The 25,139-nt window shown below is 34.0% G+C and carries 26 protein-coding genes and 3 pseudogenes; 8 read left to right on the top strand and 21 right to left on the bottom strand.

Features of this window, described 5'->3' with window-relative positions; all coding sequences use genetic code 11:
- Positions 1 to 10 precede the first annotated feature (10 nt).
- The 8 genes from NIL_RS04355 to NIL_RS10810 are packed head-to-tail and all read right to left on the bottom strand — an operon-like array spanning position 11 to position 4,384.
- A complete protein-coding gene (locus NIL_RS04355) occupies positions 11 to 1,063 on the bottom strand; it encodes an alanine racemase (RefSeq protein ID WP_246434479.1) in 1,053 nt (350 codons plus the stop codon).
- A 35-nt stretch (positions 1,064 to 1,098) separates the two neighbouring features.
- Positions 1,099 to 1,359, bottom strand: a complete 261-nt coding sequence (locus tag NIL_RS10955) for a hypothetical protein (RefSeq protein ID WP_246434468.1) — start codon at positions 1,357 to 1,359, stop codon at positions 1,099 to 1,101.
- Positions 1,352 to 2,383 (bottom strand): ATP-grasp domain-containing protein, encoded by a 1,032-nt coding sequence (locus NIL_RS04350; protein WP_187648386.1) that lies wholly within the window; start codon positions 2,381 to 2,383, stop codon positions 1,352 to 1,354. The genes NIL_RS10955 and NIL_RS04350 overlap by 8 nt, the downstream gene beginning before the upstream one ends.
- On the bottom strand, positions 2,380 to 2,616 hold the full coding sequence (locus NIL_RS04345) for a PqqD family protein (protein ID WP_187648385.1): 237 nt from the start codon (positions 2,614 to 2,616) through the stop codon (positions 2,380 to 2,382). The genes NIL_RS04350 and NIL_RS04345 overlap by 4 nt, the downstream gene beginning before the upstream one ends.
- A 51-nt stretch (positions 2,617 to 2,667) precedes the next feature.
- Positions 2,668 to 3,000, bottom strand: a complete 333-nt coding sequence (locus tag NIL_RS04340; protein ID WP_187648384.1) for a sensor histidine kinase — start codon at positions 2,998 to 3,000, stop codon at positions 2,668 to 2,670.
- The gene (locus NIL_RS04335) at positions 2,984 to 3,736 is read right to left on the bottom strand and encodes an ATP-binding protein (protein ID WP_187648383.1); all 753 of its coding nucleotides are present in this window, start codon (positions 3,734 to 3,736) and stop codon (positions 2,984 to 2,986) included. The genes NIL_RS04340 and NIL_RS04335 overlap by 17 nt, the downstream gene beginning before the upstream one ends.
- The gene (locus NIL_RS11060; protein ID WP_281389214.1) at positions 3,733 to 4,161 is read right to left on the bottom strand and encodes a response regulator transcription factor; all 429 of its coding nucleotides are present in this window, start codon (positions 4,159 to 4,161) and stop codon (positions 3,733 to 3,735) included. The genes NIL_RS04335 and NIL_RS11060 overlap by 4 nt, the downstream gene beginning before the upstream one ends.
- A gap of 43 nt (positions 4,162 to 4,204) precedes the next feature.
- Positions 4,205 to 4,384, bottom strand: a complete 180-nt coding sequence (locus NIL_RS10810) for a response regulator (RefSeq protein ID WP_197972135.1) — start codon at positions 4,382 to 4,384, stop codon at positions 4,205 to 4,207.
- An 80-nt stretch (positions 4,385 to 4,464) separates the two neighbouring features.
- Here NIL_RS10810 and NIL_RS04325 point away from each other — a divergent pair, with 80 nt between their 5' ends.
- The 7 genes and pseudogenes from NIL_RS04325 to NIL_RS11195 form a co-directional block, all read left to right on the top strand.
- Positions 4,465 to 4,992, top strand: a complete 528-nt coding sequence (locus tag NIL_RS04325) for a UbiX family flavin prenyltransferase (RefSeq protein WP_187648382.1) — start codon at positions 4,465 to 4,467, stop codon at positions 4,990 to 4,992.
- Positions 4,985 to 5,458 (top strand): pantetheine-phosphate adenylyltransferase, encoded by a 474-nt coding sequence (gene coaD, locus NIL_RS04320; protein ID WP_187648381.1) that lies wholly within the window; start codon positions 4,985 to 4,987, stop codon positions 5,456 to 5,458. Before NIL_RS04325 ends, coaD begins: the two co-directional genes overlap by 8 nt.
- A gap of 98 nt (positions 5,459 to 5,556) precedes the next feature.
- Positions 5,557 to 6,135, top strand: coding sequence for a dTMP kinase (tmk, locus tag NIL_RS04315; RefSeq protein WP_187648380.1), 579 nt, complete (start codon positions 5,557 to 5,559; stop codon positions 6,133 to 6,135).
- Position 6,136: 1 nt separating this feature from the next.
- Positions 6,137 to 7,369, top strand: a complete 1,233-nt coding sequence (gene hisS, locus NIL_RS04310; protein WP_187648379.1) for a histidine--tRNA ligase — start codon at positions 6,137 to 6,139, stop codon at positions 7,367 to 7,369.
- A gap of 3 nt (positions 7,370 to 7,372) precedes the next feature.
- Positions 7,373 to 9,217 (top strand): biosynthetic arginine decarboxylase, encoded by a 1,845-nt coding sequence (gene speA / locus NIL_RS04305; RefSeq protein WP_187648378.1) that lies wholly within the window; start codon positions 7,373 to 7,375, stop codon positions 9,215 to 9,217.
- Positions 9,214 to 9,924: a serine O-acetyltransferase gene (gene cysE / locus NIL_RS04300; RefSeq protein WP_187648377.1), complete on the top strand. Its 711-nt coding sequence runs from the start codon at positions 9,214 to 9,216 to the stop codon at positions 9,922 to 9,924. The genes speA and cysE overlap by 4 nt, the downstream gene beginning before the upstream one ends.
- A gap of 95 nt (positions 9,925 to 10,019) precedes the next feature.
- Positions 10,020 to 10,742, top strand: a pseudogene (locus tag NIL_RS11195) (IS256 family transposase); the annotation flags it as partial.
- Positions 10,743 to 10,790: 48 nt separating this feature from the next.
- Here NIL_RS11195 and NIL_RS11190 read toward each other — a convergent pair.
- Positions 10,791 to 11,480: pseudogene (locus NIL_RS11190) on the bottom strand (transposase).
- A gap of 127 nt (positions 11,481 to 11,607) precedes the next feature.
- On the opposite strand from NIL_RS11190, the pseudogene NIL_RS11120 reads away from it, so the two are divergent.
- Positions 11,608 to 11,844 (top strand): annotated as a pseudogene (locus NIL_RS11120) (ATP-binding protein); the annotation flags it as partial.
- A gap of 191 nt (positions 11,845 to 12,035) precedes the next feature.
- Here the strand turns inward: NIL_RS11120 and NIL_RS04275 are convergent.
- The 12 genes from NIL_RS04275 to NIL_RS04220 all read right to left on the bottom strand — a co-directional run bounded on the left by NIL_RS04275 (position 12,036) and on the right by NIL_RS04220 (position 25,120).
- Positions 12,036 to 12,590, bottom strand: a complete 555-nt coding sequence (locus NIL_RS04275; RefSeq protein ID WP_187648375.1) for a Uma2 family endonuclease — start codon at positions 12,588 to 12,590, stop codon at positions 12,036 to 12,038.
- Between the two features lie 55 nt (positions 12,591 to 12,645).
- Positions 12,646 to 13,605, bottom strand: coding sequence for a UDP-3-O-(3-hydroxymyristoyl)glucosamine N-acyltransferase (gene lpxD / locus NIL_RS04270; RefSeq protein WP_187648374.1), 960 nt, complete (start codon positions 13,603 to 13,605; stop codon positions 12,646 to 12,648).
- A gap of 106 nt (positions 13,606 to 13,711) precedes the next feature.
- Positions 13,712 to 14,176 carry an acetolactate synthase small subunit gene (gene ilvN / locus NIL_RS04265; protein ID WP_187648373.1) on the bottom strand — a complete coding sequence of 155 codons (465 nt, stop codon included), beginning with the start codon at positions 14,174 to 14,176 and terminating at the stop codon, positions 13,712 to 13,714.
- Positions 14,177 to 14,179: 3 nt separating this feature from the next.
- Positions 14,180 to 15,880, bottom strand: a complete 1,701-nt coding sequence (locus NIL_RS04260) for an acetolactate synthase large subunit (protein ID WP_187648372.1) — start codon at positions 15,878 to 15,880, stop codon at positions 14,180 to 14,182.
- Between the two features lie 80 nt (positions 15,881 to 15,960).
- On the bottom strand, positions 15,961 to 16,881 hold the full coding sequence (locus NIL_RS04255; protein WP_187648371.1) for a Ppx/GppA phosphatase family protein: 921 nt from the start codon (positions 16,879 to 16,881) through the stop codon (positions 15,961 to 15,963).
- The gene (gene ilvA, locus NIL_RS04250; protein WP_187648370.1) at positions 16,881 to 18,089 is read right to left on the bottom strand and encodes a threonine ammonia-lyase; all 1,209 of its coding nucleotides are present in this window, start codon (positions 18,087 to 18,089) and stop codon (positions 16,881 to 16,883) included. The genes NIL_RS04255 and ilvA overlap by 1 nt, the downstream gene beginning before the upstream one ends.
- 73 nt (positions 18,090 to 18,162) lie before the next feature.
- A complete protein-coding gene (locus NIL_RS04245; protein WP_187648369.1) occupies positions 18,163 to 18,594 on the bottom strand; it encodes a CoA-binding protein in 432 nt (143 codons plus the stop codon).
- 199 nt (positions 18,595 to 18,793) lie between these two features.
- Positions 18,794 to 20,890, bottom strand: coding sequence for a ferrous iron transport protein B (gene feoB, locus NIL_RS04240; RefSeq protein ID WP_187648368.1), 2,097 nt, complete (start codon positions 20,888 to 20,890; stop codon positions 18,794 to 18,796).
- Between the two features lie 57 nt (positions 20,891 to 20,947).
- Positions 20,948 to 21,169, bottom strand: coding sequence for a FeoA family protein (locus NIL_RS04235; protein ID WP_187648367.1), 222 nt, complete (start codon positions 21,167 to 21,169; stop codon positions 20,948 to 20,950).
- A gap of 1 nt (position 21,170) precedes the next feature.
- Positions 21,171 to 22,370 (bottom strand): OprD family outer membrane porin, encoded by a 1,200-nt coding sequence (locus NIL_RS04230; protein WP_187648366.1) that lies wholly within the window; start codon positions 22,368 to 22,370, stop codon positions 21,171 to 21,173.
- A gap of 320 nt (positions 22,371 to 22,690) precedes the next feature.
- On the bottom strand, positions 22,691 to 24,553 hold the full coding sequence (locus tag NIL_RS04225) for an EAL domain-containing protein (protein ID WP_187648365.1): 1,863 nt from the start codon (positions 24,551 to 24,553) through the stop codon (positions 22,691 to 22,693).
- Positions 24,554 to 24,841: 288 nt separating this feature from the next.
- Complete coding sequence (locus tag NIL_RS04220; protein WP_187648364.1) at positions 24,842 to 25,120, bottom strand: hypothetical protein; 279 nt, start codon at positions 25,118 to 25,120, stop codon at positions 24,842 to 24,844.
- Positions 25,121 to 25,139 lie beyond the last annotated feature (19 nt).

Here is a 25,139-nt window from a genome sequence, read left to right as displayed (position 1 = left end):
AAAGATTTCCTCATTTAAGTTTTAGTTTTTCCGGTAATATCTCTCTTTTTTCAATATCGCTTAAATCCTCTTTTTCTCTTATTAACTCCACATTTCCATCTTCTGTGACCATTAAAACTCTAGGTCTATATCTGATAAACTGCATCCATTGGGTAACGTTATAGGCTCCTACAGGAGAAATAACCAACTTATCACCTCTTCTTAATCTCGGAAGCAAAATTGATTCGTCTATAACGTCAATATTCATACAAAGAGGCCCGTTTATCATAGCAGGTTCACTTATACCACTTACTTCTCTAGTCAACTCAATGTTAAATTTATACCAAAAATAGGTATATAAAAGATTTACGCCCGCATCTACAATGTAGCTTCTTCTTGAATCTGGCAAAGTTTTGCTAGCAACTACCGAAGTTACCAAATATCCAGCTTCGTCTATAAGATGCCTTCCGGTTTCAAGATAGAGTTTAGGATAGCTGTTTCCTTTCAGATTTTCATACAGTGCACTAGTTATAGCTTCTGCATAATCATCGATTGTCGGGACAACTACTTCCGGCGGCTGATAAATGCCCCTTAGATGATTTTTTGAGGCAAAACCTCCGCCCACATCTATATACTCTATTGTAAATCCAACCTTCTCTTCAACTTCATTCATAAACCGAACCATTTTAGCAGTCTCTATCTTGTAAGCGTTCGCATCTAACATAAAAGTACCTATGTGAGCGTGAAGACCAGTAAGTCTAAGTTTTCCTCCGGCTTTTATACGCTTGACCGCATCCATCGCTTGACCGCTTTCGATATTGAATCCAAAGCGACTCCATTGCGGATAGATTCCCGTATCCATATTGAGTCTTATGGCTACTGGTATCTCTAATCCAAGTTCATCTGCAACCTTTTCAAGATCGTTTATCTCATCAAAAGTATCTATATGGATCTTAGCTCCCTCTTTTGCCGCTGTTACTAAAGACTCATACGGTTTATATGGACCGTTGTATATAATATCTTTACCATCGATACCTAACTCTCTTGCTTTTTCATACTCAAATTCGCTTACAACTTCAGCAATAGCTCCTTCTTGGTGAAAAACGGCACATACGGCCTTTAGATAATTGGTTTTATAGCTCCATCCAAATTGAAATTGGGATATCTACTAGAAAATGCCTCATAAGCTCTTTTATACTTCTCTCTTATCGCCTTCTCGTCAAAAATAAACAGGGGAGAGCCAAATTTATCTACCATTTCATCGATGTTTACTCCCCCTATCGTTTTCCTAATTTTCTGTTTTGGCATAGGAACGCCGGCTTTTGAGTGACTGCTCTCTACTTTTATTATGGTAGGCTTTTCGTAAGTTTTTTTAGCCATCACTCTCTCCTTTTGTGGCTAATTCACTAAGATTATCAATATCCGTAATAAGTTCGTATGTATATCTAACCATCATCTTTCCGCTCTCATAACTGCTTGATGTATCAACATTTTTACCAAACATAACGTCTAAAACTCTTTTTGGAAGATTTACTCCCACACCCGTAGCAAAATATACCCAGGCCGGGAATCTTGGGTTTATCTCTATTAAAATAATATTCTCTTCATCAACTATACACTCAAGTTCAAAAGGTCCTTTCCATTTATATTTGTTAACAAAATCCTCAGCAACTTTTAGTAGCTTATTGTGTTTTATGGTCACACCGTTCCATATTTTTCCAAGATGCGTAGTTGTCATCTTTTTTATTACGACAAGTCCTAAAGAGTTGCCTTTACCGTCACCTGCGCCTACGACGTTAAGCTCCTCCCCTTTTATAACCTCTTGAACTAGTATAGGAAAACCCCACTCATTTGAGATTTCCGTAAAATAGTAAACGGCTTCCGATAAAGATTTGACTTTATAAGCCTTATAATAGTTTCCTTTAACGACACACGGAAATCCTATCTCGTTTACTGCCTCTTTTAGCTGGTCAATATTAAACACTTTTTTAGTTTTTGGATATAAAATTTCTAATATTTCACTAACTTTACCTAGATTCTCTTTACTTCTTAATTCAAATTGTTCAAGATTTGGCAAGAAAGTTTTTATACCTACTCTATTTAACTCCTCTTGATATTTGATATATAATGGTAATTCTGCATCTAATGTAGGAATAACGGCATCAAGACCGTAACTCTCTTTGATATATAAAAGCCTATCAAATATAGGCTCCCAACCTTGAGATGGATAAGTTAAAATATAACTCTTATCTATAACGAAATCCATATAGTTTCCAGGATCTTGAACATCGTAGCTAAGTCCTACAGTTTTAATGGAAGAGTCAGCTTCCTTTAAACTTCTCGCCACGCCAATACCGGGTCCTGGATTGTCGGTATCGTTTACTCCGCTAATCGCTACAATCATGACAACAGTCCATAAAGTTTTAGTTTCTCTTTAAAATCCAAAACATCGTTTAAGGCCTCCTCCTCTGTTACATCATACTCTTTAGAGAGTTTTTTTGCTATCTCTTTTTCTTCTATTCCTTTTGCTAAATCTTCTATAATCTCTTTAGCTGTGTCATTGAGTGTAAACGTCTCTCCGGTTGTCGGATCGAACGCAAAACCGTTTTTGTTAATAGCCAAATTTTCTATCCTCATTCTTTACTCCTTTTTGTTAATATTAACAATATAGAGTTAATAAAACGTTAATTATTTATAAAATCTAAACATAAAAACAGTCCCAAAATTTTTTTTAGATTCTACATCTATATCTATATCCATAGCTTCACAAAGAGTTTTTACGATGTGAAGTCCTATGCCCTTCCCCTCTTGATGCTCTTTATAGTATCTATCAAATATTTTTTCTATATTTTCTATCCCTATACCGCTATCTTTGATAAAGAGAGTATCTTTTTTTGTCCAAATCTTAACATATCCGCCTTTTTTGTTATATTTGCACGCATTATCTAAAACGTTTACAAGAATCTGCCTTAATGCTCCTTCATGACTTTTAACGACAAAATTTTTACACTCGATTTCCAACTCTTATATCGTAATATTTTGTCTTTATAATTTCTACCACGTCTTTAACTATTTCATAAAGATTTAACTCCTCCTTCTTGAAAGTTCTCTCCTCCAATAAAATATTTAGATTTTTGTAAAGATCAGCTATCTCTTTAGCACTGTTTTCAATTCTGACAAGCTCTTTTTTATCTTTACACTCATTATAACTATTCAACAGTTTTAGATTTAAAAGTATAAAAGTTACCGGTGTATTCAAATCATGAATCAAATCTTTTATAAACAAGCTCAGCCTATTTATCGTTTCTTGTAAAGGTTTTATGGCTAGTTTGGCTAGAAAAAAACTTATTACTCCAAAAAATAGAAGTAGTAAAACTTGAATAATCAAAACCTTGATTATCAATTTTCTTTTATGATTTAAAAACTCTTCTTTGCTTTTTTTTACGACTATAAATCCCTGTTGATATCTATTTGGAACTATCTTTTCTATACAACAATCCGTAATTTTTAGATTTCTAGGTTCAAACTTCTCTATCTTTTTATCCAATATTTCATAAAAATATCCATCTTTTTTATATCTAAAATCACTCATTTTAAGCATTCTCGCATATAAAATAAGGGAAAACTGCTCTTTTGATAAAAGAACCTGTTTTTGCTCTTTATAATAAAAATATCCCGCACTAAGTATTAAGAGGGATACGGAAGCAAAATAGATCACAAAAAATTTCCAAAAAACTCTTTTTTCATATCTTTTCAACTCTCTTCCTCCAATATATAACCTATTTTTCTAATATTTTTTATATTAAGTCCAAGTTTTCTTAGTTTGTTTATATGAACTCTCAGTGCAAGTTCACTAACCTCTTCATCTTCGGATATCTCCCAGATTATTTCATCTTTTGGCAAAGTTTTGCCTATATTTTTTAAAAATAGTTTTAAAAGCCTCATCTGAACCGGAGGAAGATGTATCTTCTCTCCATCTAAGCTTATCTCCTCTTTTTCAATATTGTATGAAAGATTTTTGTATTTTATATACTTTTTTTTATTGGAGAATCTCTTTTTTAGTAGAGCTTTTATTCTTACAAGTAATTCATCAAAATCGAAAGGCTTTTTTATATAATCGTCAGCGCCTATCTCAAAACCTGTTGAAAGAGAGTTTATATCTGTCAATGCGGTTATAAAAATTGTCGGAGTCTCATATCCAGCATCTCTAAGACTTTTTAAAAGTTCAAATCCGTCTAAAAAAGACCTTTACGTCAAAAAGCCAAAGATCAAATTTTTGATAGTACGTAGTATCCAAAGCGCTTTGACCGTCACTAACCCAAACTACTTCAAATCCATTTTTCTCTAGAAGCTCTTTTAGCGTTTCCCCTAAAGTAACATCATCTTCAACAAGCAAAATTTTCATAAAAGCTCCAGTTCGTTTTATGATATCATTTTCTATATTATTTCATCTTATTTACAATTATCTGCTTAAAAAGGTTAAAAATGAAAATAGTAGTCGCTATTTCAGGTGCAAGTGGAGTAAATCTCGGATTAAAAACATACGATAAGATTCCTAAAAATCACGAAAAATATCTAATAGTAAATGAAAATGCCGATATCGTATCATTAAAAGAGAGAGGATACAATATCTTTGAAAATAAAGAGATCTGGGAAGGACCTGCAAGCGGTAGTTTTGGAGTAGACGCTATGATGGTAGTTCCATGTTCTATGAATACATTGGCAAAAATAGCCGTAGGTATATCGGACAATCTAACCACAAGAGCAGCTAGCGTTATCATAAAAGAGAAAAAAAAACTGCTTCTATCCCCAAGAGAACTCCCTTTTAGCCCAATCGCTCTTGAAAATATGCATAAACTGTCTCTTTTAAATGTTATAATTGCACCTCCAGTTTTGGGATATTATAGTCAACAAAAAAGTCTTGAAGAGATGGAAGATTTTATAATAGGAAAATGGTTCGATCTCTTAGGCATAGAAAATTCACTTTACAAACGATGGGGAAAAAATGAATAAAGTGATATATCCTGGTACTTTTGATCCCTTAACCAACGGTCATCTTGATATTATAAAAAGAGCGGCAAAACTTTTTGACGAGGTTATTGTAGCTGTAGCTGAATCAAAAGAGAAAAAACCTATGTTTGATCTTCAAAAAAGAGTTAAGATGGCTAAAAAAGCTGTACAGAATCTAAAAAATGTAAAAGTTATTTTTTTTGACTCCCTTTTAGTAGATCTTTGTGAAAAAGAAGGTGCAAACGTAATAATCAGAGGATTAAGAGCCGTAAGCGATTTTGAGTACGAACTGCAAATGGGGTATGCCAATCAGTCTCTAAAAGAAGACTTAGAAACCATATACCTTATGCCAAATCTTAAAAATGCGTTTGTAAGTTCATCAGTTGTTAGAACAATCTTACAATTTGGAGGAGACGTTAGCCATCTAGTGCCTAAAGAGATTTTGGAAGATTTAGTTATTGGGAATTAGGCATTGGGAATTGGGAATTAGGAGTATGATAAATAATATAAAAAAATTAAACTCCATACTCCTTACTCCCTACTCTATACTAAATTATTGGAGAGATAATGTATGTCATTTTAGAAGGAATAGACAGAGTCGGAAAAAGCACGCAAATTGAACTTTTAAAAAAAGAGTTTAAAGATGCAATCTTTACAAAAGAACCAGGCGGAACCGAATTTGGTAAAAAGATAAGAGAAATTGTACTATATGAAAAAGAGATAAGTCCAATTGCTGAGATTTTTCTCTTTTTGGCTGATAGAAACGAGCATATACAAAAAGTTATAAAACCAAATATTGACAGACTAATTATTAGCGACAGAGGTTTTGTCTCCGGTATTGCATACGCAAAAGTAAAATCAAATCTAAGTATTGAAAAACTTTTAAAACTCAATCTTACGGCGATGGAAGATATAGTACCAGATAAAATCATACTAATCAAAATAGATGAGTCTGAATTAAAAAAAAGAATGCATATCCAAGAATTGGATTCTATAGAAAAAAGAGGAATTGAATATCTTTTAGAAGTACAAAAAATTATGGAAGAGACTATAAAAAAACTTTCTATTCAATATCTTCTTATCGATGCTAAATTGACTATAGAGGAAATAAACGAAAAAATCGTAGATTTCATTAAAAAGGTTTGATATGGCAATAAAAGCTTTAAGAGGAATGAAAGATATACTCCCTCCGCTTAGTGAAAAATATCTATATTTTCTACAAAACGCGAGCCGCCTTGCGGAAAATTTCGGATTTAAATATATCGAAACGCCTATTTTAGAAGAGACGGCATTGTTTAAAAGAAGTGTGGGCGAGTCAAGCGATATAGTAGGTAAAGAGATGTATCAGTTTATCGATAAAGGCGGCAACGACGTCTGTCTTAGACCCGAAGGTACTGCCGGAGTAGTAAGAAGTTTCATAGAACATAAACTCGATCGCCAAGAGGGAAATTTTAGATATTTTTACTACGGTCCTATGTTCAGATACGAAAGACCTCAAAAAGGAAGATTTAGAGAGTTTCATCAGTTTGGATGCGAAAGTTTCGGTGAGCAAAGCGTATTTGAAGACGCAAACATGATAATGTTAGTTAAAGAGATTTTGGAATTTTTCAATATAGATTATACTCTTAAAATAAACTCATTGGGATGCCCTAAATGTATGCCTAAATATAAAACAAAACTGATAGAGTTTTTAGAAAAAGTGGAAGCTAAAATCTGTGAAGATTGTGCAAGAAGAAAAGCAACTAATCCTATAAGGGTACTAGATTGCAAAATTGATGCATGTAAAGATGTATATGTAGATGCTCCAAAACTTCTAGAAAATCTTTGTGATGAGTGCAAAAGCGACTTCTCAACTTTACAAGAGCTTTTAAAAGCAAATAGAATCGATTTTGAGGTAGATATTTTCTTGGTTCGCGGGCTTGACTACTATACAAAAACAGCGTTTGAATTTGTAAGCGGCCATCTGGGAGCACAAAATGCCATAGCAGGCGGAGGAAGATTTGATAGACTCGTGGAGTTTTTAGGCGGTAAACCTACTCCGGCTATTGGGTTTGCCATAGGAGTGGAAAGGATTTTGGATCTGATAGAGCTTCCCCAAAAACAAAGAGAAGGAGTATATCTTGGAGTTATGATAGAAGAAGCTTTACCGCTAGCCTTTGAAATTGCATCTAATCTTAGAAAAAAGATATTTGTAGAGTTTCCTTACAAGAAAAAGTCTCTAAAAGCCCACTTAAAAGGAGCCGATAAAACAAATACCAGATATGCAGCAATAATTGGTGAAGATGAGTTTAAACAAAAAAGTATCTGGCTGAAAGACCTGGAAGAGAAAAAAGAGGAGATAATAAATATCGAAGAATTTCTAAAAAGATTTGGAGACTGATATATGTTCGATTATGGAATAAAAATATGGTCAAACAACAACTTTGTCATTGAAGATGGACTTGTAAAAGTCAATTACAAAACAAAACCGTCACTACTTGAGATCACCAAAAAAATACGTCAAACAGGTATCAGGGGACCGCTTCTTTTAAGATTTCCGCACCTTATAAAAAAACAGATAGACACTCTTTACAAAGAGTTCCACAGAGCGATGAAAGTTTTCAAATACCAAGGAAAATTTAACGCAGTTTTTCCTTTAAAAGTAAATCAGTTTCCAAACTTTGTAACCTCTTTAGTATCAATCGCAAAAGAGTACAACTACGGTTTAGAAGCCGGCAGTAAAGCCGAACTGATAATTGCAATGGCTTATAACAACAAAAACGCCCCTATTACGGTAAACGGCTTTAAAGACAAAGGTATGATAAATCTTGGCTTTATAGCGGCCAAAATGGGATTTGATATAACTTTAACGATAGAGGGGTTAAATGAACTTGAAACTATTTTAGAAGTGGCACAAGAACTTAGCGAACCCATACCCAATATAGGACTTCGTATAAGACTACATAGCTCAGGAATAGGCATTTGGGCAAAAAGCGGCGGAATCAACTCAAAATTCGGTCTTACTTCGACCGAACTCTTAGAAGCCGTTGAACTTTTAAAAGAAAATGATCTTTTAGATAGATTTAAAATGATTCATTTTCACATAGGAAGTCAGATAAGTGAAATAGCTCCCGTAAAAAGAGCTTTGAGAGAAGCGGGTAATATGTATGCGGAATTAAGAAAAATGGGAGCAAAAAACTTAAAAGCCATTAATCTTGGAGGTGGCTTAGCCATCGAGTATTCGCAACATGAAAACTTTCATACAATAAACTATACTATTACAGAGTTTACAAATGATGTGGTTTTTTTACTAAAAGAAATAGCGGAACAAAAAGGGGTTATTCAGCCGGATATCTATACGGAATCCGGAAGATTCATAGCTGCCAATCACGCCGTATTGATAACTCCGGTGTTAGAGCTCTTTAGCCAAGAATATACGGAAAAAGGTCTAAAACTCAAAAAAAATAACCCCCCTTTGGTTCAAGAACTTTATGATCTATACAAAAGTATTAACAAAAAAAACGCTATTGAGTATCTTCACGACAGTTTAGATCATATGGAATCGCTTCTAACACTTTTTGATCTTGGTTATATAGATTTGCAAGATAGAAGCAATACGGAAATTTTGGTACACCTAATCATAAAAAAAGCTATAGAGCTTATGAAAAACTCAAAATATCAAGAACTTAAAAAGATACAAGATAGAGTACAGGAAAGATATCTTTTAAATTTCTCTTTGTTTCAGAGTCTTCCTGACTTTTGGGGACTAAAACAGAGATTTCCGGTTATGCCTCTAAACAATCTTGACGTTCAACCTACAAGAAGTGCATCTTTATGGGACATAACATGTGACAGTGATGGAGAAATCGATTTTAATATCGACTACCCTTTATATCTTCACGATATTGATCTTAAAAAAGAGGAGTATTTTTTAGCCTTTTTCCTAGTAGGAGCTTATCAAGAAATCTTAGGAATGAAACATAATCTTTTTACCCACCCTACGGAAGTTACGGTAGAGTTTAACGAAGAGAGATACACTCTTGAAAGGATTGTGGAAGCTCAAAGTATTTTGGATATACTGTACGATTTAGATTATGATCTAAACGAACTCCAAAGCAATCTTAAAACAAATCTTGCTAATTCCGAGCTAATTGATGAAGAAGAGAAAGAGAAGATATTTGAACTTTTGGCACTTATACTAAACGAAAATAGTTATTTAAAAATGTCACCAAAAAAGGAAAGTGAATGAAAAATATCTCACTATGGGAGATAATTAAAGAGGATTTTGCTATAGCTTTCGAAAGAGATCCCGCTATAAAATCTAAATTTGAGCTTTTTACAAACTATCCAGGAGTTTGGGCGCTTTTTTGGTATAGAATAGCAAACAGATTCTATAAAAAAGGCTTTCACGTAATTGCTAGAATTATAATGGGTATAAATCAGATTTTTACTGGTATCGATATTCACCCAGCTGCAACAATTGGAAGAAGAGTTTTTATAGATCACGGTATAGGAGTCGTTATAGGAGAGACAGCCGAGATTGGAGATGATGTTTTAATCTATCAACAAGTAACTTTAGGAGGAGTAAGTCTTCATAAAGGTAAAAGACACCCTACTATAAAAAGTGGGACTGTAATAGGAGCAGGAGCAAAAGTTTTAGGAAATATAACTTTAGGTAAAAATGTTAAAATAGGTGCAAACTCCGTAGTTGTAAAAGACGTACCTGACGATTCTACAGCAGTTGGAATACCGGCACGTGTTATTAAAAAAGGCTTTGACAAATCAATGTTAAGTCACAACAAACTTCCAGACATCGATAAAGAGATGTTTGAGTATCTCATAAAACGGGTTGCACTTTTGGAACATGCATTATTGACCGGAAACAAAGATATTTTAAAAGAAGAAGAAGAGCTTGAACATATTTACGAAGCATTTATCAAATCGATGAAAGAATAACAGAAAATATATAGTGTGAGCAAGATATAGTATTAAAAGGGAGCGTTAGAAATTTCGTGTCAGTTAGATAGAATAAAGAGAAAGAAAGGACTGACATGGAGGAGAAATTTGATTTTAACAAAGCAGTAAAAGAACTGCTTGCAGGTAAGAGGATAAGTGACAAAGATGAGGTTTTAGCTTCATTGGTGAAGCAGTTAGTAGAAGCTGCATTAGAAGCCGAGATTGAATCCCATATAGCCGATGAAGTTTTAAAGGGTAAAAAGAATCGTAGGAACGGTTATAACAGGAAAAAGATAAAAAGTAGTGACGGTAAATTTGAGTTAGCTACTCCAAGAGATAGAGAAGGCTCATTCGAACCACAAATAGTTAAAAAACACCTTCTGTTTGCAGTGATGTGAGTGTAATCGAAACGAAAAACCACAATTAGTGACGAAATCGAAGAGAAGATTCTATCGATGTATGCTCTTGGGATGAGCTACAACGACATAGCGAATCATATCGAAGAGATTTATCGCATATCCCTTTCAACTGCTACAATCAATACAATTACGGATAAAATTATCTCCAAAGTCAAAGAGTGGCAATAAAGGCCATTAGAGGCAGTATATCCATTCATTTGGCTTGATGCAATACACTATAAAATCAAAAAGAATGAAAAATATATCTCTAAAGCCATCTACACCATTTTAGGCGTTCGGCTTGATGAGCGTAAAGAGATACTTGGTTTATACCTCTCAGAATCCGAAGGAGCCAATTTCTGGCTACAAGTTTTAACAGATTTAAACAATCGAGGGGCTCAAGATATTCTAATACTGTCAAGTATTGTTCGCAATTTTCCTTCCCAGCAAGTTATATTTCATTGCATATCAAGCAACTTTAAGCTGCGCCTCATAGATTTTCATAACCTCATGAAGCTTGTCTGGTTTGATATAGCTTCTTTCAATTTTCCAATCTTTAGTATATTCCATATTATCGATTTGTGGGAAGTGATAAAATTGCAGTGAATCTTCTAGTCCTTCTTGAAGCACTTCAATTGCTTCAGGGAATTTTTTGCTAAATTCTTCAATAATAGCTTCAGCCATAAGACAAGCTTCCTTTTTGTTATTTTGCAGCCAGAACCGTTTTAGTTTTGCTGCAAAGGATTCTTTTGCTCTATGAGGTATATGGCCAATATATTACGCATAAAGCATACTTTGCACCGTTGTTGCCGCGATGCATAGACGAAACTTGCTTTAAAAGCTTTTTGAATCCCTTGATGTACATCACTGATTAAAAGAGCAATCTTTTGCACTCCTCTTTGTTTGAGTTTATCGAAAAAGCTCTTCCATACCTAACCTTGTATCGAACCTTCTTGGTCTATAACCACTGAAATAGCTTTTTCTCTCACTATTATGCTCACCTTTTTTAGCTCCAACTTTCATCTCGGACTCTATCTTCATCAACTGTTCCATCATCCATTTCATCATTGATAAAAGTGGATCTTCATCAACTACAAACTGTGTCATTATCTCTTTGAATATTTTTGTTTCATCTATTTTTTTGCTATTATTCCTCATGGATAGGCTTCCTCCTGTTTGCTTTATTCCTCACTGGGAAGTCTATCCAACTCTTTTGAAGATTTCAAAATCTCAAAAAGAGTCTTCAAGTAAAATTGCGAACTTTAGTGTACACTGTCTAAATGAAAATCAGGCCGACCTCTTTTTCCAGATAATCAACAAAAGATACGAGAGCGGCTCGATCATAATCACATCCAACCTTAACTTTACCAAATTCAAGGAGGTACTTAACAATGATGAAGCATTGACTACCGCAATACTTGATAGACTTATTCATCACAGTCATATCTTAAACATTCAGGGTGAAAGCTATAGGCTTAAGCAAAAAAGAAAAGCAGGTATTTTTACAGGGTTAAACAGTTAGTTTCTCAATGTAACAGATGGTGCATTTTTACATTGCCGAACCTCTAAACTAGTCTTGACCCTTTATTTTTTTATATCTACATACTATTTTAGAAAATAGTGGCTCATCTTTAACGCTATTTGCAAAAACTACTTGTACAAACAAAAACAAGATAAAAAAAATCTCATTTTAGTACTATTTTTTGCCTCATTTCATATCTGTTTTCTTAATCTTTTAAAAACTTTATCAAAATCTAAACTGACTTTACAAGAGGTATCTTCAAAAAAATAGCTCTCTTTAAAAAAATCTCCAACTTTTTCATATCTTTTTCCATTATGTTTAAAAATTTTTGCCCTTAAATCTTCCGGATAGACAATGACATAATATTTTACTTTTTCAGCTTCATATAGGCTAAATTTATAAATCTCATCTTTTTTTACGCTATTTTTACTGACTATTTCTACTATTATTTCCGGAGTTTTTGTAAGATATGCCTCATTTTCCTCATCGCAAGTTAATACAACATCTGGTCTAACTACAGTATCTTCTGAAATTTTATAATCAATTTCCCCTAAAACTTCACATTTTAAACAACTATCTAATTGTTCATAAAAATTTGAAATAATAGCGCTTGCAATACTTTGATGTTTTTTTACCGGTGCCGGCGCCATAGCATACGGTATACCATTTATTAACTCCCAATCCCCCTCCCAGTTTTTATAATCGTCATAAGTATAATAAATCTTATCTATTTTTATTGCTGGCATATTTTTCCCTAAAAATTAATCTCTTATATATTATATAGTAAATTTCAATTTTTATTTAAGAGCCTCTCTTTTTCAAAAATTGTGATAGTTTTGCTTGTAACTTCAGCCACTCTTTATGAAGCATTAAAGGAAACCCAGCATATATCTTTCCGCCCTCTATAGATTTTGTAACACCGCCTCTAGCGGCTATTACTGCAAAATCTCCTATCTTTAAATGTCCGGCAGTCGCGCTTTGTCCGCCCATAACAACATTTCTTCCAAGAACAGTAGAACCTGATAGTCCAGATTGAGCCGCCATAAGAACGTTTTCACCAACTTCACAATTGTGAGCAACCTGAATAAGATTATCTAATTTTGTTCCTTTTTTAATAATAGTAGAGTCAAATACGGCTCTATCTATACAACAGTTAGCTCCTATTTCCACCTCATCTTCTATGATCACATTCCCATTTTGATAGATTTTTATATGTTTTCCATCTTTTGTATGAGCAAATCCATACCCGTCGCTACCTATTACCGTTCCTGCGTGTATGATGCAATTTTTACCTATTTTACAATCTTTATATATAGTTACGTTGGGATAAATTAGAGTGTTTTCACCAATCTCTACATTGTCACCTACAAAAACACCGGGCATTAATACAACATTTTTCGAAATTTTGGAATTTTTCCCAATATATACATGTGGATATATTTTCACACCCTCTTCGATGATTGGGTCATCTCCCTTATCTTCAATGGGAGGCTTTGCAAAATATTTTGTCGCATGCGCTAAAGAGAGATATGGCTCATCGCTTATTAGAGCCGATACCCCTTTTGGAAGCTCTTGTATATATTTTTCTTGCAAAATTACCGCTGCAGCTTTTGTAGCTTTTAAATCTTTTAAATATTTTTGGTTTTCTAAAAACGACAGATCGTTAAAACCTGCCTTTTTAAGACTTTGAATCTTTGTGATCTCTTTATCTTCACCAACTAACTTTAAGCTTAACTCTTTTGCCAAAAAACTTAGTTTCATCTATTATCCTATCTTGTTTAGTGTTAGTGTTAGTTTATTACTCAATTCACTAATCTCCAATAAACTATATCTAATACACTAATTACTTACCCACTCCTCAAAAAAACTATCTCTCAATAGCTACTACGCCGCCTCTTATTATCTCTTTTGGATTAAAATTGCCAAGAGCATGTATAAAGTTTTTAACTCTTCCGGGTTCATCCGCGGCCATTACGATAATACCGTCCTTACCAACATTTACTATACTTCCGTTATATGCTTTGCATAAAGCTTCAACATCCGCTAATCTCTCTCCAAGAGGAATTTTTGCCAAAACCATCTCTTTTTCTATCAGTTCTTCATGTTCTATAACTTTATAGACAGGTATAAGTTTATGAAGCTGCTTTATTATCTGCTCAATTACTCTTGGACTACCTGATGTTACTATGGTAAGTCTCGAAAAGTCCGAATTTGGAATAGGAGCGACCGTCAAAGTCTCGATATTGTACCCTCTTCCTGCAAAAAGTCCAGAAATCCTCGACAATACTCCATGCTCATTCTGAACTAAAACCGAAATAACTCTTCTTTCCATCTTTTATCCCTCATCTTTGTATTCTAAAAGCATGTTATATAATGATCCACCAGCAGGAACCATTGGAAGAACATTTTCATATCTATCAACTATAACGTCTATTATTGCTACAACATTTTTGCTTATTGCATCTTCTAAGGCCTCATCAAACTCCTCTTTTGTCTCCACCCTATATCCTATACCTCCAAAGCTCTCAGCTACTTTTACAAAATCGGGCTGTAAAGAGAGATCGGTTTGGGAATATCTTTTATCATAAAAAAAGGTTTGCCACTGCCTAACCATTCCTAAATAATGGTTATTTAAAACTATATTAATAACAGGCAATCTATACTCAATAGCAGTAATAAGTTCTTGAATATTCATCAAAATAGAGCCATCCCCGCTAATATTTATAGAAATCTCATCCGTAACTCCCCTTTTAACGCCAATTGCCGCAGGGAAGCCAAAACCCATTGTTCCAAGACCACCACTTGTTATAAATTCGTTAGGTCTTGTAAAAGGATAAAACTGAGCCGCCCACATCTGGTGTTGCCCAACATCTGTAGAAATTCTGGCTTTACCTTTTAGCTTTTCACCAACTCTTTGAATAATCCATTGGGGTTTTAAAACTTTGTCACTATCTTCGTAAGTAAGTGGATGCAACTCTTGATATCTTTTTAGTATCTCTCTCCAACTCTCATATCTATCACTTTTTACTTTCTCTTTTGCCAATGGCAACATCTCTTTTAATACGTTTTTCAAATCACCAACTATAGGATAATCTACGTGAACCAATTTACCTATACTACTAGGGTCTATATCAACATGTATGATTTTTGCATACTTGGCAAATTCAGACAACTTTCCGGTAACCCTATCATCAAACCTAGGCCCTAGTGCTATTAAAAGATCAGCTTCACTCATCGCCATATTGGCAGCATACGTCCCATGCATTCCTACCATGCCTAAAAGCATAGGATCATCATATCTTAAAACACCTCTTGCCATTAAGGTTTCAACAGCGGGAATACCGGTAAAGGAGACCAATTCTCTAACAAGTTCGTGAGCACCACTTCTTACAATTCCGCCTCCAAGATAAAAAACCGGCTTTTTAGCCTCCGCTATAGCTTCAACAGCTTTTTTGATCTGTCTCATATTGCCCTTATAGGTAGGTTTATATGTTTCAAGCTTTATCTCTTCGGGATAATCAAACTCACCTATCTGAGCGGTTACATCTTTTGGAATATCCACGTGAACCGGTCCCGGTCTTCCGCTTCTTGCAAGATAAAAAGCCTCTTTAAGTATAAAAGGGAGCTCTTTTACATCTTTTACTAAAAAGTTGTGTTTAGTACAGGGTCTACTGATACCTACCGCATCAATCTCTTGAAAAGCATCCGTTCCTATCATACTCATTGGTACCTGACCGCTTATCACTACCAAAGGAATAGAGTCCATATAAGCAGTAGCAAGTCCTGTTACTGCGTTAGTAAATCCAGGACCAGAAGTAACAAAAGCCACACCTACTTTTCCGGTAGCCCTTGCATAACCATCAGCTGCATGTACTGCCGCTTGCTCGTGTCTTGTTAAAATATGCTGAAAATATCTATGCTTATAGACCTCGTCATAAACATTCATAATAGCGCCGCCGGGATATCCAAAAACAACCTCAACGTTTTCTCTTTTCATAGCTTCAACAACCATTCTGGCACCGGTCATTTGTTGCATCTTATCTCCTACTTTAAAATTCAAATCAGATAATTTTTATCTTATTTTATCTAAATATTTGCTTTTTAAAACTTTATTATCTATTTACTTAAATTATTTAAAAGTTTCTTACAGCCAAGTATCGCCACTCCTTCCCTTACTCCATCATCGCTAACTAAAACTTCGTCATATCCGGCTACACTCATAAGCTCTTTTAAAATCAAAACGCCTGCGATTATTAGATCTTCTCTACCTGTTCCAACAATTTTAGCCCGTTCTTTCTCACTCATTGAGACAAGTTTTTTTAATGCCCTATTTAAATCAAAAGGAAACAAAACCGTTCCATTTATCTTTTCACTATCATAGTTTTTATAATTCATCCCAAGTTTCATAGCCGCTAAAGTAGTCGGCGTTCCGCCGGTTGATATAAATCTTTTTGGCTTGCCGAAAAGTTCATAAATATCTTGTAAATAGATTTTTACCGCTTCTAAATTTTTTCTAATACCTTTTACAATGTTTTCTTTTGTTTTATATTTTTGTGCAACAGTTACAATACCAAAATCAAAACTTTGGGAAACAATCTCATTTCTATATTTTAGTATTAGCTCCGTAGAGCCTCCTCCTATATCAGCTAACAAAAACTTTTCACTCTCAATACCGAGTCTTTTTAACCTATACTCTACAGCGGTAGCGCTATAAAACCCTTCCAAATCGGCATCGATTATATCTACTTTTATTCCTGTTTTTTCCAGTATGGTTTTTATTACATTTTCGGCATTAGAAGCTTTTCTAAAAGCTGCAGTCGCTACGGCTCTTATCTCTTGATTTGAAAAATCGATACTTTTTTTGACTTCTGTCAACGCTTCAATGATTCTATCTACTGCTTCATCGAAGATAATTCCCGTTTTATTTATATTATCCGCGGTTCTTACTATCTTTTCATATTCAAACACTTTTTGCAATGTATCGCAATCTAACTTCAAAACTCTCAAAGAGTTAGAACCGATATCTATCGCAATCATCAAGATTCCTCGTAAAATCTATATCCGTTTTTCGTCAAAAGCTCTCTTATGCGTTCTTGATGCTCTTTTCCCTTCGTCTCAAGGCCTATAGATACGTTTGCGTCTCCATAAGCTAAAGAGGCTGAGGTCCTATCGTAACCTATCTGAACAATATTAGCGCCGACGCTAGCCAAAATTTCAGTAAGTTTCATCAATGAGCCGGGTTTATCTATCAAAGTAACAACAAGTTTCATTTTCCTATAAGATTTTATCAAACCTTTTTCTATGATAACAGATAACATAGTAACATCGATATTTCCACCGCTTAAAACAATAGCTACTTTTTGATTTTCTACATTTAGTTTATTATACATAAGGGCGGCAACTCCTACCGCACCGGCTCCTTCTACAACAAGCTTTTGATTTTCAAGCAAAAAAAGTATGGCATCTGCTATCTCTTCATCGTCAACTTCAACTATCTCATCCACACACTCTAAAATGATATCCAACGTTATCTTAGAGGTGTCTCTAACAGCTATTCCGTCGGCTATAGTTTTTACATCAGTTGAATCTATCGGACGTCCAAGATAAAAAGAGTTTCTCATAGCCGGGGCACCCGCAGCCGTGACTCCTATAACTTTAATAGCGGGATTTATCTGTTTTATAGCACTTGCCATTCCTGCAATCAACCCTCCACCGCCTATAGGAACAACAACCACATCTATATCTTTACAAGCTTCTAAAATCTCTAAAGATATCGTCCCCTGGCCAGCCATTACCTCTTCATCCGCAAAAGGATGCACAAAAACCCTATTTTGCTTTTGTGCATACTCAATCGCATATAAATATGCTTCGTCATAATTGGAACCGTACAGCAAAACTTCAGCACCGTAAGCTTTTACACCGTTAATTTTTGTAAGTGGTGTATTTTCAGGCATAACAATCGTTGCAGGAATTTTAAAATAGTTAGAACTAAAAGCTACTCCTTGAGCGTGATTTCCCGCGCTTGCGGCAACCACTCCCATCTTTTTCTCACTCTCATCTAGTTGGGCTATTTTGTTAAAAGCTCCTCTTATTTTAAAAGCTCCTGTTACTTGTAGATTCTCTTTTTTTAGATAAACATCACTAGAATATCTTTTACTTAAAATCGGAGCATAGGCAAAAGGAGTTTTTACCGCTACTTGTTCAACCCTTTTTTGCGCCTCTTTTATCTTTAGAAGATCTATCATCAAACTTCCTTAACTTTTAGAACTATAACGGAAGAAATAGAAATTTTGCAGTTTGAAACATACAAAATTTTCGTTAAACAAATAGATTTTTATGTTCAATCATAGTACACATGTTTTGTACCACTTTTATTCCAGACTTATGAGCTAGTTCAGCGGCTTCGTTATTAACGATACCCTTTTGCATCCAAACAACTTTTATATCCCCTCTACTTATAGCTATTTCAACAATAGGCAAAACAGCGGCGGGCTTTCTAAAAATATCAATCATATCAATTTTATCCGGTACAAGTTCCAAACTTTTATAAACCTTTTCACCTAAAATCTCTTCGCCTTTAGGGTATATTGGGATTATTTTGTATCCGGCACTTTGCAAGTAAGCCGCAACTTTATGACTATCTTTTGAAGGATCTGGAGAAAGACCTACAATCGCTATAGTTTTGACACTTTTAAAAATGGATTTAATCGATTCTTTATTTTCGTTAATTGTTGGAAATCCACAATCCATCTCTTACCTTTTAAGAAAATTTGATGAATATTACCAAAATGAAGGTTAATATCTTATTTAATTTTGTAATAAAGTAGTAAAAAGGTTTTATAGTTAGAAAATCAAGATGAATGTTGAATGTCTGCTTTTTAGTTTTAGATTTTATCTAGACTTAAAATAGATCATCCAACATTCATCTTTAAAATCAAAAAATACTCTATCACAGACCAAAAAGCAATAAAACTCTATAAACAATAAAAGCTAAAGTCCACGCTAAAACATTTGGATATATGGTATAAAACGCTCTCCAAGCCCACTGAGGTACTTCAGCGTAAAAAGTACTCATAGCCGCAATACACGGAGAATAGATCATTATTATTATAATTAGCGCAATAGCCGTTTTAAAATCGATATTTTCTCTTAATTTGTTAATAAGTGTAGTACTGTGTTCGTCAGCTTCTCCAACCGCATATAAAGTAGCCAAAGTAGATACAATCACCTCTTTTGCAGCCAAACCACTAATAGTGGCTACACTAAGTCTCCAATCAAACCCTATCGGAGAAAAAATTGGCTCAATTGCCTTTCCAACCATTCCAAGATAGCTACTTTCAAGCTCTTTAGCAGCAAGTTCATTTTGCAACACTCTTTTTTCTTCTTTACTTGTGGCAAACTCTATCTTTTTTAAATACTCCGTTTTTAGAGTCTCATCTACTGGATAAGAACTCAAAAACCAGACTATCATAGCGGTACCGGCAATAAAAGTACCTGCTTTTTTTATAAATATTTTAGCTTTTATCCACAGCTCCATCAAAAGAGCCTTAACCGAAGGAAACCTATATGGAGGCATCTCCATAACAAAAGGTTCAGGTTCCCCTTTAAAAAGTACGGTACGTAATATTTTGGCTACTACAAGACCAAGAATAGCACCGCTTATATAGATGACAAAAAGTACGTTACCTGCATTATGAGCAGGAAAAAAAGCGGCTATAAAAAGAACATAAACCGGAAGTCTAGCACTACAGTTCATAAATCCCAAAACCAGCATAGTTATTAGTCTGTCTTTTGGATTTTTAAGCGTTCTAGCTGCCATATATGCAGGAACAGTACAACCAAAACCACTTACCAAAGGAATGAAAGCTTTCCCTTGAAGCCCGAACTTTTTTAAAAAACCATCTAGCAAAAAGGCAGCCCTTGCCATATATCCGGTCTGTTCCAGAAGATTGATACCTAAAAAGAGTATTAGGATATTTGGCAAAAACATTATGATAGCGCCAACTGCTGGAATCACACCATCGGTTATAACGGAGTTTAAATCCCCTTTGGGTAGTATCATTTTAAGCCACTGAGCAAAATTGGTTACCGTTTGGTCTATATACTCCATAGGAATAGAACCGACTTGAAATGTAAGCTGAAAAAGTAGCCACATAAAAAAAAGAAATATTGGCAAACCAAAAATAGGATGTATTAATATCTTATCTATTTTATCCGTCAAACTCTCTTTTTGAGGGAGTATCATAACCTGCATTACGATACTTTTTGCCAAAGAGTTTCTCTCATCGGTAAAGATGTCGGTCACACTCTCTTCATCGAACTCCAATTTAAGCTTTTTAATACTCTCTCCAAGCTCTTCGTGAAGTTCTAAAAATATAGGAAGATCATGGACTATTTTATATATATCTTCATCTTTTTCTAAAAGTCTAATGATAAAAAAACGAGACTCCTCTTTATCATTAAAATGTGGAGATTTCATAAGAATATTTGAAAGCTTAACAATCTCTTCCTCTATTTTTTCATTGTAAAAAATCTTTCTTTTTGGTTGTGGCAAATTGTAAACTTCGATAACTTTGTCGATTATCTCATCAACTCCCCTATTCTCTTTTGCAGATGTCAAAATAACTGGAATTCCTAACAAAGAAGAGAGCTTGTGAGCATCAATTTTTCCACCGTTTTTTTCTACCTCATCTATCATATTCACTACTAAAATCATCTTTTTATTCATATCGAGAAGTTGCATGGTAAATATAAGATTTCTTTGTAAAACATTGGCATCTACCACGTTGATGATAAGATCATAATCCTCCTCTAAAAGATACTTTTTCGCTACGTGCTCTTCCGGAGTATATGCATTAAGAGAGTAAATTCCGGGAAGATCGACTATATCAATCTCATAATCCTCTTTTTTAACCAAAACCTCTTTCTTCTCTACAGTAACCCCGGCGAAATTTCCCACGTGCAGTTTAGCATCTGTTATCGAGTTTATAATAGATGATTTTCCTACATTAGGCTGACCTACCAACGCCACTTTGATTTTTTTCATATCTCGCCTCTTATTTCTTTAAAATATAAAATTATATAATAATTTGCATAATTGAGTCTAATCAACCAATATACTTTCTGCTTCCTCTTTTCTTAACGCTACTCTTGTTCCCTCAACATCTACTTCCCAAGTCTGTTTTTTAAGAGTATAATCGAGCAGTTTTAGTCTGTTTCCTTTGGCTACTCCCATAGCGGTCAATCTACTTTTGACCGGTTCTTTTGCTTTGATCTTTTTTATAACTGCTTCTTCGTCTATTTTCATCTCTACAATACTCTTCATCTCATCTCCTGAAACTCTTTTTCAAAACTACTCTAAAAATATTGTGATCATTTCTTGAATCTATTTGATCATCGATAAAAGCGCAAACAAATTGTAAATTTATATCATCCTTGAGCGTAGCTTCCACATAAATGTCATTCTCTATAGTATAAAACTCTTCTTCATTGCCGGCTTTAAAAACGCCTCTCGCAACTCCTATCGTTATATCTTCGTTAAAATAGTATTCTACGCCCAAAGTATAGCTCTTTGCGTTTTTAGCTTGAATAGAGTCTATTGTTTGTTCTTCCAGCGAGGTAAAAAAAGGACCTCCACCTAAACTAAAAAAACTTTTTGTTGAACCAAGCTCTTCATTATATGCCCATTGAATTTTAACATCTTTTACAAAAAGTTCAGTTAGAACTCCAAAAGTTTTCGTATCTATTTTACCAAGTAATGAGTCTCCACTGTTTATTGCCCTATCTAGCTGAAAAGCAAGATAAAACTCTAAATCTTTGTACAAAAAAGAGTTGCCGGCAGTTATAAAATAATCATCAGCAATATCATAAATTTTATAAAACCAAATAGATATATTTTTATATCCCTTTTCATACTCTATCGAAGCTAAAGCCATACCGTCAGTTCTTTTTTCTACTCCAATAACTTCACTGATATTAACAAATTTTGAAGCATCAATACCGTTCTCCCATCCAGCCATTTTGTCAAGTTTTGCAAATGTTATTTCAATATCTTTATAAAAGTAACTCTTAAAACAAACACCTTGAAAAAAATTTGGAATCATCATAATATCGTCACTATCAGCATGTGGAGTATCCACCATCATTCTTCCAGCCTTTAAAACTGATTTTCCAAAATGATACTTCACATAGGCTTCACTTACAAAAGCCGCTCCTCTCTTTTTTGAACCCAATAGATTTTCGTTTGTTTCATCCAAAGAAGGATTTAGTCCAAAATCTCCTACCGCATAAAAACTTGAAACTGCGCTAAAGCCGTAAAACTCTTTTGTATAAATATGTAAATGACCGCCAAATCCTAAAGCTTTTGTATCATATTTGTCTCTATTATCTTGATAAATGTATCCAAATCTAATTTCACTTTTTGTATGTTCTAGAGGCGTATTTTCACCCAACTTTGTTCTTAAAGATGTCTCTGCAACAATATTTACAGCCGCAAAAAGAGCGACAGCTACAAATACCCTTTTCATAACAAATCCTATAAATCAATTTTTGAAATAATACAAAAAGAAAACTTACCTTTTTCTTAATCTTGATAATCATTTCATTATCTTTTGAAAATAGTTTAAAACCGGGTTTTGTAATAGAATTTATTATAGTAGTGCTTTTACTTATTGGAAATCCGGATTTAATGTAGCTTGATTAGGGAATATCAAGAAATTTGTTGTATTAAAATTTGGACATCTTTAGCAATTTGCGATTTTTAATATCATAATGAAGTAGTTATAGCTATACCTCGTCACATACTTATTTAGACCAAAACAAAGTTCCAAACTAAAACTTAATATATCTATTGCAAATCTGCCTTAGGCTCTCCTATGAAATAACCTTGTGCATAGTTCACTCCAAATAGTTTGACGGCCTCAAATATCCGTTCGCTTGAAACAAATTCCGCTATGGTTTTTGCGCCTATCTCTTCCGCAATATTTTGTATCGATATTACAAGTACTTTCGATTTTTTATCGATTAAAATGTTTTGAATAATTGAACCGTCTATCTTGATAAAGTCGATATTGAGTTTAAAAATATTGATAAAGTTTGAATACCCGGCACCAAAATCATCCAGCGCTATCTTAACACCATAACTCCTTACTTTTTCAATAAACTGTGAAACTTTAGAAAAGTTGAGGATCGCTTCGTACTCAAGCAACTCGATAGTAAGCCGTTTGGTGGTTTGAGGATTGTTTTGTATGATATTTTCTATCATATGGCTAGTCTCTTCATTGATAATGTCACGAAAGGACAAGTTGACGCTAAACTCGTATGGTTTATCTTTGAATTTGTCAAACGCTTTGATTAATACCATTTTTGTAACTTCAGGATAGATAAACATATTTTTAAGCACATCCAAAAATTCCGATGGAGACATAATTCTACCGCTTAAGTCTTCAACCCGCAAAAGCACTTCATATTTTTCAATCCTACCCGTATCGATATTAAAAATTGGTTGATAATATGGATAGATCTTATTACTAGCAAAAGCAAGTTGCAAGCGTTGCGAGAGCTGAAGGTTCTTTGCGTATTCAAGCATCTCTTCACGTGTGAATCTATCAACGTTTGTAATTTTGTTTGAGTTTTGTTTGCCGTATATGATACCGAACTCCGCTTTCTCAAGCAGATGTTCGCCTACTTTTGCGTATGATCCATAAATAGTGATGTTTACGAGTTTCGTATCTTTCGGATAAGGTTGGCTCTCGAGAATATTGACAAGTTTTTGAATAGATTCATATACGTTCTCATTTTTTAGCAATACGCCAAACTCGTCTCCGTATATACGATAAACTTTTTGACACTCTTTACATTGCAACAATACTTGAGCAACACTTTTTATAACTTTATCGCCCGTTCTTTGACCAAACATTAGATTAATTTTTGAAAAATCTTTAATATTGAACAAAAAAATGCTCATACTCGCATCAAGATTTTTTACGTCGCTTTGTAGGGTAAAACGGTTAGGAAGGTGTGTTAGAACATCTATAGTGATAGATATAAGCTCCTCTTCCGTAAAGTATTGTAAAATATTTTGGCGTATAATCGCACTATAGTAGATCATATCTATATAGAGTAACAAAAATCTGTGAAAAGCCCCTTTTTGGTAAGATATATAAGCATGTTTCGCTAAAGTATGTAGGTTGTGATGCTGCTCTCGAATCTCTTTTGTATCAAACTCTTCGCTCATTTTTTCAATCCAGCATCCAAGATGGCACTGGGTTTCATCCATCTGCGGCGGTTTGGTATTGTTAGTAACGGAAGAGATAAACTCAAGTATCCAGTATATATGCAAATTAATGGTATCACGTACTTTATTTATCGTCGCGACGAATATCTTTTGAACTTTTATCTCAAAATATTTGGCGTCATTTTGCAGTTTTATATGTAAATAACCATATGCGATGTGATCAATATACTCGTTATATTCTATATATACCCGCTTAAAAAGATCTTCGATGATAAAATTAAGCTCCAAATAAGGGATCTCTTGTATCGCACAATATTTTCCAAACTCCCGTAACTCCTCAGCACCATTTTTTTGAAAAAACTTTTCTAATAGCTCTATACTCTTATTTGAAAGAAGTACGTCGCTATACTCTTTATCTATCTCTGTACTGATTTCTTTTATATTCTTTACTAAAAATGCGCGATTTATCTTCATACAAATTTTATATCATATAGATTCTTAAAAGTATATGATTTTTTATAAGCATTAAAAAAAAGAAAAACTCCTTATTGTGATAATTTCGGTATTTTCATGATTTTTTTAATGTTTGGAGTTATAAGTTTTACTAAAGTGTCTTGCAATTTCAATTTCTATTGCAAAGCTATGAAATAGTTAACTCAGTAAAACGAAAGTTTGTTTAATTTTTAGGTGGAAAACAAATAGTATATTGATGTATCGTTAATGTTTGTTTACATCAAATACACCAATACACTAATATACTAATTATTGTTCAACTTGATTTATTTGATCATAAAACTTCATCAACTTCTGCCTAACATCTGCTATCATTTCCGGAGTTGCTTTTGGAGATTCGTTCCATACGGCTTGAAAATTATCTTTTTGGGTAGAATATACACATTCGTTTAAAAATGCGTTATAATCTTCTATCGTTTTACAAAATCTCTCTTCTCCCGTCTCTTTATTTATAGCCTTTATAACCCAGCTCCCAAGTCCATCCGGTAAAATCTCAGCTTCAACTACTAAAATATCCTCTTTTTCCATAATAATCCTTTTATTAAAT

The organism is Nitrosophilus labii, assembly GCF_014466985.1.
Taxonomy (GTDB): domain Bacteria; phylum Campylobacterota; class Campylobacteria; order Campylobacterales; family Nitratiruptoraceae; genus Nitrosophilus_A; species Nitrosophilus_A labii.
Note: the sequence above shows the minus strand (reverse complement) of the source record. Positions and strands in the feature narration are given on the sequence as shown.